Here is a 14095-nt window from a genome sequence, read left to right as displayed (position 1 = left end):
GTCTTGGGTCATGCGGGCGTGATAGCGCGGTCGCGCGCCCAGGCCCAGCGGTTTTTTCCGGCTGTCCCCGCGGCAGGCTTTCCTTGCCCCCGACGCGCCCATCCGATAGACCGCCCGCGACACGTATCTGAACCGGGACCAGCCATGGCCAAGCAGAAGAAACAGCCCCGCCCCAAGGCCGCAACGCCCAAGGGGTTTCGCGATTATTTCGGCGCCGAGGTGGACGAGCGGAAAGTGATGCTCGACCAGATCGCGGCGGTCTATCATCGCTATGGGTTTGACGCGCTGGAAAGCTCGGCGGTGGAAACGGTAGAGGCGCTGGGCAAGTTCTTGCCCGATGTGGATCGCCCAAACGAGGGCGTGTTCGCCTGGCAGGACGAGGACGAAAGCTGGCTGGCGCTGCGCTATGACCTGACCGCGCCGCTGGCCCGTGTTTATGCCGAGCACCGCAACGATCTGCCGACGCCTTATCGTCGCTATGCGATGGGGCCGGTCTGGCGGAACGAAAAGCCGGGGCCGGGGCGGTTTCGCCAGTTTTATCAGTGTGACGCGGATACGGTGGGAACGGCGAGCATGGCGGCGGATGCCGAGATTTGCGCGATGCTGGCCGACACGCTGGAAACCGTCGGCATTCCGCGTGGTGATTACGTGGTGCGGGTGAACAACCGGAAGGTTTTGAACGGAGTGTTGGAGGTGATGGGCGTTGACGAGGGCCCTGTTCGGGACGCCGTTTTGCGCACCATCGACAAATTCGACAAGGTCGGTGAAGCCGGAGTGCGCGCGCTTCTGGGCAAGGGGCGGCTGGATGCGTCAGGTGCCTATATTGACGGGGTTGGGTTGTCGAATGAGCAGGCCGAACCGGTGCTGGCCTTCCTGACCTCAAAAGGCGAGACAGCCGATCGAACGCTGACAAACCTGCGTGCCGCTGTGGGCGACAGTGCCATCGGCGCGGAAGGCGTGACCGAGTTGGAAGAGATTGCGACGCTGCTCGCCGCCCAAGGCTATGGCCCCGACCGCATCGAGATCGACCCTTCGGTCGTGCGCGGGCTTGGCTATTACACCGGTCCTGTCTTTGAGGCAGAGCTGACCTTCGAAATCCTTGACGAAAAAGGGCGTCCGCGTCAGTTCGGCTCGGTCGCGGGGGGCGGTCGCTATGACGATCTGGTCAAGCGGTTCACCGGACAGGCGGTGCCGGCAACGGGTGTATCCATCGGGGTGGATCGTCTGCTGGCTGCCCTGCGCGCCAAGGGGCGGATGGGGGGCAAACAGGTTGGCCCCGTCGTTGTGACCGTCATGGACAAGGCGCGGCTGGCGGAGTACCAGGCGATGGTCGGTGAGTTGCGCGGTGCGGGCATCCGGGCCGAGGTCTATCTGGGCAATCCGAAGAATTTCGGCAACCAGTTGAAATATGCAGACAAGCGCGGATCGCCCGTAGCGATTATTGCGGGGTCTGACGAGTTCGAGGCAGGAAAAGTGCAAATCAAGGATCTGATCCTTGGGGCTAAGATCGCCGAAAACGCCACGCTTGAGGAATGGAAAGAACGCCCCAGCCAGTTTGAATGCGACCGGTCGGAGATGGTCGCAAAAGTGCGCGAGATCGTCGAGGGCTATGATGGCTGACAAGGCACGCGTCCGGGATGAGGCCACGCGGTTTCTGACCTTCTTCGAGGGACACGGCGCCTGCGTGGTCGAGGCCGATATCCTGCAACCCGCCGAAACGCTTCTGGACCTGTATGGCGAGGATATCCGCGCCCGTGCGTTCGTGACCCATGACCCGGATCTGGGCGAGATGATGTTGCGCCCGGATTTTACGGTGCCGGTGGTGCAGATGCATATGGCTGAGGGGGCCGAACCCGCACGCTATGCCTATATGGGCGAGGTGTTTCGCGCGCAGGATGAAACCCGGCACCGCGCGTCGGAGTATTTCCAGGTGGGATACGAGGTTTTTGACCGTGCAGCCCCCATCGAGGCGGATGCCGAGGTGTTTGCGTTGTTGAAAGAGGTGCTCGCCCCCCTGAACCTGCGCGCTGCCACCGGGGACATGGGGCTGTTGCTGGCCGCCGTGCGTGGGTTGCGCACCACCGAGCGTCGCAAGTCAGCCCTTCTGCGTCACATCTGGCGCCCACGCCGGTTCCGCGCGCTTATTGACCGGTTTGCCGGGCGCGCGCCCCTGCCAGACGGGCGGGCTCAGTTGTTGGTGGCGGATGATCCGTTCGATGCTGATACGCCCCATATCGGGCTGCGCTCTCCCTCCGAGATTGCCGAACGTGTGGCCGCCCTGCACGAGGACGCTGCCGCCGCCCCGATTTCAGCGCAGGAGGTTGAACTGCTTGACGACCTTCTGGGGCTGCGTGAGACGACGGCGAACGTGTTGGAACATCTGCGTGACATCGCCGTGGACATGCCCGCGATTGCCGCAGCGGTCGACCGGCTTGAAGCGCGTGCCGAGGCGTTGGAGCGGCGTGGTGTCGATGTGGCGCGGCTTGATTTCGAGGGCAGCTATGGCCGCACCTCGATGGAATATTATGACGGGTTCGTGTTCGGCTTCTATTCCGAAACGCGGCCGGACCTGCCTCCCGTTGCGACCGGCGGGCGCTATGATGCGCTGACCCGCGTTCTGGGCAACCAGAACGGCGACCGGCGCGACATTCCCGCAGTGGGGGGAGTGATCCGCCCGGAACTGACGCTGGAACTGACAGGCGAGGCGGGGCAATGACCGTGAAGCTGGGTGTTCCGTCCAAGGGGCGGTTGATGGAAAAAACCTTTGACTGGTTCGGTGCGGCTGGGATTGCGCTGTCGCGGACGGGATCGGATCGAGAATATGCTGCCGCGGTCGATGGGATCGACGGGGTGGAACTGGTGCTTCTGTCCGCCGGGGAAATCCCGCGTGAACTGGCCGCTGGGCGCATTCATCTTGGCGTTACCGGGTCGGACCTTGTGCGTGAAAAACTGGGCGCGTGGAGCGAGAAGGTGACTGAGCTTGCGCCGATGGGATTTGGCCATGCCGACCTGATCATCGCGGTGCCGAAATGCTGGGTCGATGTGAACACGTTGGATGATCTGGATGCCGTCGCCGCCGCCTTCCGGGCGAAACATGGGTTCCGGCTGCGCATCGCCACCAAGTATCACCGCCTGATCCGCGATCACCTGCGCGATCACGGCGTGGCCGATTACCAGTTGGTGGACAGTCAGGGCGCGACCGAGGGCACGGTAAAGAACGAAACCGCAGAGGCGGTGGCCGACATCACGTCGACCGGAGAAACCCTGCGCGCCAATCATCTGAAAATTCTGGCTGGCGGGCCGGTGCACAAAAGTCAGGCCACACTGTTCAAGTCACGCAAGGCTGAGTGGTCGACCACTGAGCGTGCGACGCTGGAAACGCTGTGCCGCAAGTTGGGCATCGACCGCTGAAGCGCCGGGCCATTCAGGCGGGAAGATGGTCGATCATCCAGTCTCGGATCGGGTCGAAAACGCGCATCGCGTGGGCTAAATCAGCCCCGGCGTCGTCCCCCAGCGCGTGCTCCAACGGCAGGTCGTCCCGCCAGATCGCGATGCTTTTTCGCCGCAGCAAAGTGGCGTTGCGATGGTCCGCCGGATAGGGGGAAGGGACGCGCTTCAACTCGGGTTCCGACAGGCGCAGCCCCGATTGGCGCGCTGTTTCCATCAGGTTGATCAACTGATCGCCCGGCCGCCCCTGTACGGCCTCGCGCCAACGGGTCAGGTGCGGCTTGTCGAAGGTGAACAAGCCGTATCCGATGACCAGATCATCCGGTTGCAGGCCAAACATCCAGGCCGCCCCGGTCGCTGCGTCGCCAAAGCCGATATGCACATGCGTGTTATAAGGAGTCTTGTCCTTGGAAAACCTGAGGTCGCGGTGGATGCGAAAGATCTTGGCGGTGACATCCGTGCCGTAGCGCGCGGCCAGACGCGGGGCAAGGTCGTCACTGAATGCTTTCGCCGCGGTCTTGATGTGGGTTTCATAACGCGCCTTGTTTTTGGCGAACCAGTCCTGCGTGTTGTTGGCTTTCAGGTCTTGCAGAAAAACCAGGGTTTCGGTCGTGAACATGTCGGTCCTCCCGTTTGAGGTGCCCACGCGCATTGGCGCAGGCACCCGGATCAACCGCGCATCTTGTGGTGCAGCAGGATCGGCACGACCAGATCCTCTTCATCCGTCAGATGGCGTGTCAGAAACCCCTCCAGCACGGTCGTCATTTCGTGCACCCGGTTGGCTTCCTCACGCGCTTGCGGTTCGTCCATCTGGGCCAATGTTACCACACGATTGGCCTGGCGCGTGAAGCGATCCAGAAGGTCGTCTAGCACGAGGTGATCGGATTCAAGCGTCTGCAATCCAGAATCGAATCTTCCGTCCGCGGCTGACAATTCCGGGAAAAAGCGGCGATCTTCCCAATGATGATGCCCATGCAGGTTGCGCACCAGCAGGTTTCCGTAATGCGACAGGCGACGGGCGTGGTCGTCCGGGTCGATCTGTTTTTCAAGATACGCTTCGGTGTTCAGACGGATGAGTTCCGCCAATTGTCCGAACATGACATGTGCGCCCATCCAGTTATGGATGGAGGCGGCGAAATTCGGGTGATCCGGCCACGCCTCGCGTGGATAGTCCCGAAGCAAAAGGCGCATGTCCTCGGGCAGGGCCTTTTGCCTGATGGTTGGCATTTGTGTCATGCAGGGACAGATATTGTAATGTTATAACAATACAAGCCCCGCGCGCCGACGCGGAACCGTCACTCTGGCGAGTCTTTGAACCCGGCATCTTTGTGGCTGCCGTCACAAAACGGCTTGTTCTTCGACTGGCCACAGCGACACAGATAGGCCATGCCCAGCTTTGCAATGCGTTTGCCTGTGCCGGTGCACAACTCGATATTCCCATCAACCTTCAGGGGACCGTCTGGCTGGCGTTGGACCTTCACGGCGCCCTCTTGCGCGTCTTTTGACGGTGGGACTTTGGGTGCGGGCTCGCCGGTCGTGACGAAACCTGCATCCACATGGCTGTTGTCACAATAGGGCTTGTTTTTCGACAGCCCGCAACGGCACAGGGCCACGCGGGTCTGCGTTTCGCCACCCTCAACCGACAGATCACCGGCCATGACCAATGGTCCGTTTTCAAGAACGGCCACTTTGTTGATCTGTGGCGGCTGTTCGTTCCGGCCGTCCTTGCGCCGATAGGTCAACGCGCCCGAGGGACAGGCGCGGACCACGGCGGCGACGTCCTCAACCGTGGCCTGCTCTGGTTGCACCCAGGGGCGCTGGTTGGGGTCAAACACCTGGGGCAGTTGCAGGAAACAGTTTCGCGAATGAATGCATCGCCCAAGATCGAAGCCGACGGTGATGTCCTGACCCGAGTATTCCTTCCGTTTCATGGCGCGCTCCTTCTGTCTGTTGATTGCCAGCCTAGCGCAGAACGCCTGGAACGCCAAAGGGCGCGGATCATACCGCGCCCTTTGCCGTTCGTAGATGCGGTGTCTGTGCCCGCCTCAGCCCCGACGGGACCGCAGGAACCCCATGATGTCATAGGTTCGGTCAAGGATCGGCAGCGCAATCGCTTCGGCACGTTCGGCGCCCTGTGCCAATACGCGGTCAATCTCGGCCTTGTCGTTCATCAACCGGGCCATCTCCTCGGAGATCGGACCCAGTTTCGCGACGGCAAGATCTGCCAGCGCGGGCTTGAACGTGCCCCAACCGGCACCTGCAAACTCGGAAATCACCGCGTCGGGCGAGGTTTCAGAAAGACCCGCATAGATATCCACAAGATTGCGCGCCTCGGGCCGACCTTTAAGGCCCTCAAGCGTGTCGGGCAGCGGGTCGGGGTCGGTGCGTGCCTTCTTGAACTTCTTGGCAATGGTGTCGGCATCATCGGTCATGTTGATGCGTTCCATGTCGCTTTCGCCGGACTTGGACATCTTCTTGGACCCGTCGCGCAGGTTCATCACCCGAGTCGCCGGACCTTCGATGATCGGTTCAGGCAGGGGGAAGAAGTCTTCGGCCCCATAGTCATGGTTGAACTTGGCGGCGATGTCGCGCGTCAGTTCGACATGCTGCTTCTGGTCTTCGCCGACCGGCACGTGCGTGGCATGATACAGCAGAATGTCAGCCGCCATCAGCGCCGGATATGCATAAAGCCCCAGCGAGACCTTCTCGGCGTTCTTGCCCGCCTTGTCCTTGAACTGTGTCATGCGGTTCATCCAGCCCACACGCGCAACACAGTTGAACAGCCATGCCAACTCGGTATGAGCGGGCACTTGGCTCTGGTTGAACAACACAGACTTAGACGGATCAATCCCGGCGGCCAGATAGCCCGCCGTGACCTCGCGGGTGGCATCTTTCAGCTCTTTGGGGTCTTGCCAGACGGTGATCGCGTGCAGATCAACGACGCAGTAAACTGCCTCGTAATCCTGCCCTTGCATGTCCACAAATCGTTTGATGGCACCAAGGTAGTTGCCCAATTGCAGCCCGCCGGATGGCTTGACGCCCGAAAAGACGCGCGGCGTGTGCTTGGTCATGTTGTCACTCCGTCTGGATTTCTGATCCCCCGTCGCTTACCCATGTGGGCAAAGGCCGTCAAGAAAGGCCCGCACAGAAGTGGCGAAGGAGAGCGCGATATGAGCAGTTACCGCGAAGAAAGCCCTGTAAACCCGCTGCCGCCGGTGGTGATCGCGCTGGCGGTGTTTCTGGTGGGGATCGAGCTTGTGTTCGCAGCAGGCAGTCGCGGCTTCGTCGGTGGGCCGCAAGCCGCGGGATGGCGCATTTCGATGATCGAGGAATGGGGGTTCTATGAACCGCTGTTTGCCAAGATGATCGGGACCAGCAGCTTCCCCCTGCGCGATCTGGCCCGGTTCTTTACCTATCCGTTCCTGCATCTGAGCTTTACCCATCTTCTGTTCGTGCTCGTGTTTCTGTTGGCCCTTGGCAAGATGGTGGGCGAGGTGTTTTCGCCCCTTGCCTTTCTGGTGGTCTATTTCGGGGCGTCGATCGCGGGGGCTTTGGCCTATTGGGTGGTGTGGGATACGCCGGTGATCCTGTTCGGTGGCTTTCCGGCTGTCTATGGTCTGATCGGGGCCTATACGTTCCTGCTATGGACCAATCTGGCCGCAACAGGCGGCAATCAGCTTTCGGCCTTTCGCATCATCGCCTTCCTGATGCTTTTGCAGCTGATCTTTGGGTTGCTGTTCGGGGCCGGGTTGAACTGGGTGTCCGAGATTGCGGGCTTTGCCGCAGGCTTCGGGCTGTCGTTTCTGGTCAGCCCCGGTGGCTGGTCGCGGGTGCTGGCGCGGCTGCGCGCGCGTTAGGGGTCTTACCCCCTTCGGAACGCGGCCTTGATCTCGGACAGGCGGAAGGCGCCGAACCACTGGCCTAGCAGCCCATAGGCGACGATGCCGCTGACGACCAGAACCACAAGCGCCACAATCTTGAGACCGGGGATGCCGAACATCGGCCCCATGATCAACACCATGACCCACAGCAGGGCACCCATCGCCCAACTGGCAGCGGCCAGCCGCCAGAAGCGGCGCCAGAACCGGGTGTCAAAGCGTGTATCTTCGCCCATGCGGGCAGCCCCGATCCAGGTCAGCCCGGTGATCGCCCAGCCTGCCACCGTGGTGCCGATGGCGGCGGCGATGAAGCCGATCCAGTAACTCAGCCCGACGGCGACCACGAGGTTGACGATCATCCCGACAATCGCGAAATGGAACGGTGTGCGGGTGTTTTCACGCGCGAAATAGACCGAGGCCAGCACCTTTTGCAGCACGAAGGCGGGCAGGCCCGCGCCATAGATCGCCGTGGCAAGCGCGGTCGACGCCGTGTCATCCGCCGAGAACGCGCCGCGTTGAAACAGCACTTCGACCAGTTGCGTGGGCACCACCATCAGGGCGACGGCTGCCGGGAAGGTCAGTGCCAGCGACAGCTCGCCCGCGCGGCTCAATGCATTGCGCCCGGCCAGATTGTCACCTGACCGCAGGTTGCGCGACAATTCAGGCAAGAGCACGATGCCGATGGCGATGCCGACAACGCCCAGCGGCAGTTGATACAGACGGTCGGCATAGTAAAGCCATGCCACCGCCCCATCGAAGAAGCTGGCGACCTGACGGCCCACCAGAAGGTTGATCTGCGTCACCCCTCCGGCCAGGGCGGCAGGGGCTGCGATGATGAACAGGCGCTTCAGTTCGGGTGTCATATGCGGCCTGCGCGGCAGCAGGCGATAGCCCGCGCGGCTGGCCGCGACCCAGACCAGCGCCACCTGCGCCATCCCGGCGACCGGAACCGTCCATGCCAGCGCGTCACCGATGTTCATGCCAAGGCTGTCGGCCACGAACATGGCCGTAATGAAGATCACGTTCAGAAGCACGGGCGCCGCCGCCGCCGCCATGAAGCGCCCGGTGGCGTTCAGCACGCCCGACAAAAGCGCGGCAATCGAGATGAACAGGATATAGGGAAACGCAATGCGCCCATAGGTCACGGCCAGATCGAAGCGGTCGTCTTCGGCAAAACCCGATGCCATGGCATAGACAAGCGCGGGCATGAATATTTGCGCGATGATGGTGAAGATCACCAGAATGAACGCCAGCCCCGACATCGCGTCACGTGCGAACTCCATCGCGCCTTCGCCGCCTTCGTGCTTCTTGGCAAACATGGGCACGAACGCCACGTTCAACGTGCCTTCGGCAAAGAAGCGGCGGAACATGTTGGGAAGCGAAAAGGCGATCAGAAAAGCCTCGGCCACAGCAGACGATCCCAGGAAGGCCCCGATCATGATATCCCGCACGAAGCCGAGAATGCGGCTGGCCATGGTCCAGCCCCCCACAGTCATGAAGCCACGCGCCAGTCTGGATGCCATTATGCCGTTGCCCTTTCGGCCGTTTGCTCGATTGCCTGCCGCAGTTTGGCTTCGAGTTGCAGTTTCTTGTGTTCGGCCATGATCTTCAGTCCGAACATATCCTTGACATAGAACGAGTCCACCACCTGTTCGCCATAGGTCGCAATCACCGCCGAGGCGATATAGATATTTGCATTGGCCAGTGTCCGGGTCAGGTCATGCAGCAGGCCGGGGCGGTCGCGCGTGTCGACCTCGATGATCGTATAGATCTCGGACCCTTCATTGTCGAAGGTAATATGGGTGGGCACCTTGAACACCCGCTCGCGCTTTTTCAGCTTCTCGCTGTTGGCATTGGCTTCGGTCGCAATCACCTCGCCTTTCAAGAGCCGATGGAGCATCTTTTCGATGCGTTCCTTGCGGTCCACGTCAAAGGGGTGGCCATCGGCGTCCTGCACCCAGAAACACGCCGTCGCATACCCGTCTTTCGATGTATAGGTCCGCGCATCCACGATATTGGCCCGCACCGCCGTCAGCGCACCTGCGATCCGCGAAAAGATGCCGGGGTGATCGGCCAGCGCGAAATAAACGCGTGTCACGTCACGTTCTTCATCTTCATAGATGTCGATCCGCACCTCGTCATCCTTAATGTCGCGCAACAGGTTGGCAAAGACCTTGTGCGCGGTGACATGCAGCCCTTGCCAATAGCTGTCATAGTGGCGGGATGTTTCTGCACGCAGGTCTTTGGCGGACCAATCAGACAGTTCCTGACGCAACGCGCGTTTGGCTTCGGCGCCTCGGGTGGCGCGGTTCAGATCTTCCATCCCGTCTTCCAGCGCGCGCTGCGTCTGGTTGTAAAGCGTGCGGATCAGCGTGGCCTTCCAGTTGTTCCAGGTGTTCGGTCCGACACCGCGAATGTCGCAAACCGTCAGCACCGTCAGAAGCTCCAGCCGCCGCATCGTTTTTACCGCCTTGGCGAAATCACGGACGGTGCGCGGATCGGCGATGTCGCGTTTTTGCGCCATGTCTGACATCAGAAGATGATAGCGGACCAGCCATTCCACGGTCGCGCTGTCCTTGGCATTCAAGCCCAGCCGGGGGGCAACCCTGCGGGCGATCTGCGCCCCGAGGATGGAATGGTCCTGCGGCTGGCCCTTGCCGATGTCGTGCAAGAGCATGGCCACCATCAGAACCTTACGATTGATCCCCCGCTTCAGGATCTCGGTCGATATCGGCAGCTCGTCGCCCAGTTCGCGCCGCTCGATCTGGGCGAAATTCGAAATCACCTGAATCGTGTGCTCGTCCACCGTATAGGAATGATACATATTGAACTGCATCATCGCCTTGATCGGTTCAAATTCGGGGATGAAAGCGGCCAGCACGCCCACTTCGTTCATCCGGCGCAACGCACGCTCCGGGTTGCCGTGTTTGAGCAGAAGATCAAGGAAGATCCGGTTGGCTTCCTTGTTGTTGCGCATATCGTCGTCGATCAGGTCCAGATTGGCAGAAACCAGGCGCATCACGTCGGGGTGGATCAGCATGCCCGTGCGCAAGCCCTCTTCGAACAGGCGCAGCAGGTTCAGCTTGTCGGACAGGAAATCGGTTTCGCTGACCACGTCCAGGCGGCCGTGTTTCTCGCGGTATCCCGGTTTCAGCCGCTTGCGGCGCTTGAACAGGCGCAGCAGGGTCGGGGCTTCTTTCAACTGTTCGGCCTCAAGCGCGCTCAGTACGATGCGGGTCAGATCCCCGACCTGGGTGGCATGGCGAAAATAGGCCTGCATGAAATGCTCGACCCCGCGCCGCGCTTCGGTATCCTTGAACCCCAGCCGGTCGGCCACTTCGACCTGAAGGTCGAAGGTCAACTGATCCGCCGGACGATTGGTGACGAGGTGCAACTGACAGCGAACCGCCCACAGGAATTCCTCGGCGTCACGAAAGGTGTCGAACTCGTCCTCGGTGAACACCCCTTTTGACACAAGGTCCCGGGGTTCTCTGACACGATGCTGATATTTGGCGACCCAGAACAGCGTTTGAAGGTCACGCAATCCGCCCTTGCCCTCCTTGACATTGGGTTCGACCATGAACCGCTGATCACCCTGCTTTTCGTGCCGCGTGTCGCGTTCGGCCAGCTTGGCTTCGATGAACTCCGCCAGCGTGTGCTTGAACAGCTTGTTCCACAACTCGTCATCCAGTTGCCGGGCCAGGTCGGCATCGCCGCAGACGTGACGCTGTTCCAGAAGGGCGGTGCGGATGGTGAAATCCTCTTCGCCCAGACGCAGGCAATCGTCGATCGTGCGCGAGGCGTGGCCCACCTTCAGCCGCAGGTCCCACAGCATGTAAAGCATGCTTTCAATGACACTTTCTGCCCAGGGCGTGATCTTGTACGGCGTCAGGAACAGCAGGTCGACATCGGATTGGGGCGCCATTTCGCCCCGGCCATAGCCCCCCACGGCAAGCAGCGCGATCCGTTCGGATGCGGTGGGATTTGCCAAAGGGTGCAACCGCTCGACCGCCACCCGATAGATCAGCGTGACAATACCATCCGTCAGATAGGCATAGGACGCAATCGCGGGATAGGCCGTGCGCGGGTGTTCGGCCAAGGCATTTGCGATGGCTTCGCGCCCGGTTTTCATGGCACTTCGCAACCGGGTCACGGTGGCGGCGCGCACGGCCGCCGCGTCCGGGGCGTCGTCGAACTCTGGTTGCAGGTCTGCCCACAACGCATCGCCATCAATGATGTCTTGCGGAGGGCAGATCAGATCGGGGACCGGGGCGAAGGCGTCCCGATCCGGCTCAGAACCCGGCACCGCCGAAACTTCTGGGCGCAGGGTCGATCACGACGACCTGATTGTTCTGAATTTGCGCGACGGCCAGACCGCGTTCGTTGGTGCCGTTGGGGCGCAGACGGAAGATGCCGTTGACGCCCACGAACCCTTGCGACTGGGTCAGCGCGGTCGAGGTCAGGGCGTTTGCGCGACCGGATTTCGCAAGCGCGCCAATCGCGGCAATGCCATCATAGGCAAGCCCCGCAATCGGGTGGGGCGATGCCCCGTAGCGCGCCTGATAGCGGCTGGCGAAACGGCTGGACAATCCGGGATCGGGCAGGGCGAACCACCCGCCCTGAACGCCGGGCAGGGCCAGCGCGTTTGACGGGATGTCCCAGCGTTGCAGGCCGATGAACTGGGTGGTGGCAGGGCTGACGCCGTTTTCAGGCAGAAGACCGGCCAGGAACGGCAGCGCGCCCGAGGTGCCCGACGTGAAGAACACCGACTGCGCGCCCAAGCTTTTGACCTTGGAACTGATCGTTGGGATCGCGTTGATGATGCCGTTCTGCGACAGCTCGAACGATGCGGTTCCGGCCAGTGTCGCACCGGAGTTCGAGATCGCCGCCTGAATGGCCTGGCTTCCCTGAACCTCGGCCTGATCGTTGCCGTGCAGGATCATGATGCGCCCCTTGCCGTTGCGCGCGGCGTAACGCACCAGTCGGTTTGCGACGTTTTCGAACGTGTTGCCCAACACGAAGACATTGCCGCCCGCAATACCGGTGTTGTTCGAGAAGCTCAGCACGTTGACATTGCGCCGCGCCACCGCAACGCCTGCCGCGTTTGCGCTTTGTGCGAAGACCGGGCCAAGGATGATCTTGGCGCCATCATTCACCGCCTTGGTGGCCATGGCGGCCGCTTGATTCGGGCTGCCGCCGGTGTTGTAGACGCGCAGGTCGATCTCGACCCCCGACAGCTCCGCCATCGCCATACGGGCCGCATTCTCAAGCGAAACGGCAAGGTTCGCGTCATTCGCCGACCCCGACCCACCGGGCACCAGGAGCGCCACAGGGACAGGTTTTCCGGGGTTGATGTTCTGTCCGACTTGGGGGCCCTGAACGCCACAGGCGGCAAGCGCGGTGAGTCCCAAAATGGCAAACAGCAGACCGATCGCCTTGCGGGTGCGGACGAAAACAGAGAACATACGACAATCCTTTTCCAGACACGGCACCGAACGGCCGATGCAGACGGACATATCATAGACGCAACAATCGGCAGGTCCAGTGTGAAACCCCAAAACACCCAGCTTGATCCGGGCCTCTATCTTGTGGCGACGCCGATCGGAAATGCACGCGACATCACGCTCAGGGCGCTGGACGTTCTGGCTTCGGCGGATGTGATTGCCGCAGAAGACACGCGAACCACGCGCAAGCTGATGGATATTCACGGCATCGCCCTGAACGGACGGAAGATGATCCCGTATCACGATCATTCGGGAGAGGCCGCGCGGGCGGGCATCGGCAAGCTGATCGCAGCGGGCAAATCGGTTGCCTATGCCAGCGAAGCCGGCAGCCCCCTGATCGCCGATCCGGGTTTTGCGCTGGCGCGGGATCTGGCCGAAAACGGCCAATATGTGACCGCGCTGCCCGGTGCGTCTGCGACCCTGGCCGCGCTCAGCCTGTCGGGCCTGCCCACCGACAGGTTCCTGTTTGCCGGCTTCCCGCCCGCCGCCAAAGGTGCGCGGGCAACATGGCTTTCCGAATTGCTTCCGCTGCCGGCAACGCTTGTGTTTTTTGAAAGCGCCAAACGTGTTCAGAAATTGTTAGCTGAATTGTGTTCCTCTGGGGCGGATCACCGTCAGGCCGCGATCTGTCGCGAACTGACCAAGAAATTCGAAGAGGTTAAACGCGGAACTGTTTCGGACCTTGCGCAGCAGTTGGCGGACACACCGATCAAGGGCGAAGTGGTTTTTGTGCTGGATCGTCCAGGCGATGTTCAGGACGCAGGTGCGATGGAGGATATGTTGATCAAAGCCATGCAGGATATGTCGATGAAAGACGCGGTCAATGCGGTGTCGCAGGCGCTGGGCCTGCCGCGACGTAAGGTTTATCAGGCCGCACTTGAGCTTGGGACGAAAAGATGAGCGGGCTGGTTTCTTATCTTTCAGGACAGGCTGCCGAAGATACGGTGGCGCGCGACTATGACCGCCGGGGCCAACTTGTCGAAGCGCGCCGCTGGCGTGGCACCTATGGCGAAGTTGATCTGATCGCGCGCGATGGCGACACGGTGGTGTTTGTCGAAGTCAAGAAATCTCGTGATTTCATGCGCGCAGCCCAGCGGATCAACCGGGCGCAGTTGGAGCGCATCCATGCCACCGCCTGCGAATACCTTGAACGCGAGCCGAAGGGGCAGATGACGCCTTGTCGCTTTGACGTGGCTCTGGTGAACGCGCAGGGCGCCACCGATATCATCGAGAACGCTTTGGCTTATTGAAGCCCATTGCGCATTC

The 14095-nt window shown here is 61.4% G+C and carries 13 protein-coding genes; 6 read left to right on the top strand and 7 right to left on the bottom strand.

Going from position 1 to position 14095, the window contains the following annotated elements; all coding sequences use genetic code 11:
* Nucleotides 1–144: 144 nt before the first annotated feature.
* From hisS to hisG, 3 genes are read left to right on the top strand one after another with little or no spacing between them, the layout of a single operon-like run.
* Nucleotides 145–1620, top strand: a complete 1476-nt coding sequence (gene hisS / locus IE188_RS10645) for a histidine--tRNA ligase (RefSeq protein ID WP_191286476.1) — start codon at nucleotides 145–147, stop codon at nucleotides 1618–1620.
* A complete protein-coding gene (locus IE188_RS10640) occupies nucleotides 1613–2716 on the top strand; it encodes an ATP phosphoribosyltransferase regulatory subunit (protein WP_191286475.1) in 1104 nt (367 codons plus the stop codon). Before hisS ends, IE188_RS10640 begins: the two co-directional genes overlap by 8 nt.
* Nucleotides 2713–3411 carry an ATP phosphoribosyltransferase gene (gene hisG, locus IE188_RS10635; RefSeq protein ID WP_191286474.1) on the top strand — a complete coding sequence of 233 codons (699 nt, stop codon included), beginning with the start codon at nucleotides 2713–2715 and terminating at the stop codon, nucleotides 3409–3411. Before IE188_RS10640 ends, hisG begins: the two co-directional genes overlap by 4 nt.
* A 13-nt stretch (nucleotides 3412–3424) precedes the next feature.
* Here hisG and IE188_RS10630 read toward each other — a convergent pair whose 3' ends face one another.
* The 4 genes from IE188_RS10630 to trpS form a co-directional block, all read right to left on the bottom strand.
* Complete coding sequence (locus IE188_RS10630; protein WP_191286473.1) at nucleotides 3425–4066, bottom strand: TIGR02453 family protein; 642 nt, start codon at nucleotides 4064–4066, stop codon at nucleotides 3425–3427.
* Between the two features lie 50 nt (nucleotides 4067–4116).
* Nucleotides 4117–4674 carry a hemerythrin domain-containing protein gene (locus IE188_RS10625; protein WP_229836734.1) on the bottom strand — a complete coding sequence of 186 codons (558 nt, stop codon included), beginning with the start codon at nucleotides 4672–4674 and terminating at the stop codon, nucleotides 4117–4119.
* Between the two features lie 68 nt (nucleotides 4675–4742).
* A complete protein-coding gene (locus IE188_RS10620; protein WP_191286472.1) occupies nucleotides 4743–5378 on the bottom strand; it encodes a CDGSH iron-sulfur domain-containing protein in 636 nt (211 codons plus the stop codon).
* A gap of 114 nt (nucleotides 5379–5492) precedes the next feature.
* A complete protein-coding gene (gene trpS / locus IE188_RS10615) occupies nucleotides 5493–6518 on the bottom strand; it encodes a tryptophan--tRNA ligase (RefSeq protein WP_191286471.1) in 1026 nt (341 codons plus the stop codon).
* A 99-nt stretch (nucleotides 6519–6617) separates the two neighbouring features.
* On the opposite strand from trpS, the gene IE188_RS10610 reads away from it, so the two are divergent.
* A complete protein-coding gene (locus IE188_RS10610) occupies nucleotides 6618–7304 on the top strand; it encodes a rhomboid family intramembrane serine protease (RefSeq protein WP_191286470.1) in 687 nt (228 codons plus the stop codon).
* A gap of 5 nt (nucleotides 7305–7309) precedes the next feature.
* Here IE188_RS10610 and murJ read toward each other — a convergent pair whose 3' ends face one another.
* Genes murJ through IE188_RS10595 form a run of 3 tightly spaced genes read right to left on the bottom strand, consistent with a single transcriptional unit; the run spans nucleotide 7310 to nucleotide 12790 of the window.
* Complete coding sequence (murJ, locus tag IE188_RS10605) at nucleotides 7310–8848, bottom strand: murein biosynthesis integral membrane protein MurJ (protein WP_229836732.1); 1539 nt, start codon at nucleotides 8846–8848, stop codon at nucleotides 7310–7312.
* The gene (locus tag IE188_RS10600; RefSeq protein WP_191286469.1) at nucleotides 8848–11631 is read right to left on the bottom strand and encodes a [protein-PII] uridylyltransferase; all 2784 of its coding nucleotides are present in this window, start codon (nucleotides 11629–11631) and stop codon (nucleotides 8848–8850) included. Before IE188_RS10600 ends, murJ begins: the two co-directional genes overlap by 1 nt.
* Nucleotides 11618–12790, bottom strand: a complete 1173-nt coding sequence (locus IE188_RS10595) for a penicillin-binding protein activator (RefSeq protein WP_191286468.1) — start codon at nucleotides 12788–12790, stop codon at nucleotides 11618–11620. The genes IE188_RS10600 and IE188_RS10595 overlap by 14 nt, the downstream gene beginning before the upstream one ends.
* A gap of 81 nt (nucleotides 12791–12871) precedes the next feature.
* Between IE188_RS10595 and rsmI the strand changes: the two genes are divergently transcribed.
* Nucleotides 12872–13729, top strand: coding sequence for a 16S rRNA (cytidine(1402)-2'-O)-methyltransferase (rsmI, locus tag IE188_RS10590; protein WP_191286467.1), 858 nt, complete (start codon nucleotides 12872–12874; stop codon nucleotides 13727–13729).
* A complete protein-coding gene (locus tag IE188_RS10585; protein ID WP_191286466.1) occupies nucleotides 13726–14079 on the top strand; it encodes a YraN family protein in 354 nt (117 codons plus the stop codon). The genes rsmI and IE188_RS10585 overlap by 4 nt, the downstream gene beginning before the upstream one ends.
* Nucleotides 14080–14095: the final 16 nt, after the last annotated feature.

Origin of the sequence: Aliiroseovarius zhejiangensis, from assembly GCF_014656375.1 — a bacterium.
GTDB classification, from domain to species: Bacteria; Pseudomonadota; Alphaproteobacteria; order Rhodobacterales; family Rhodobacteraceae; genus Aliiroseovarius; species Aliiroseovarius zhejiangensis.
The sequence above is the reverse complement of the archived record's forward strand: the minus strand, read 5'-3'. Positions and strand labels throughout refer to the sequence as shown.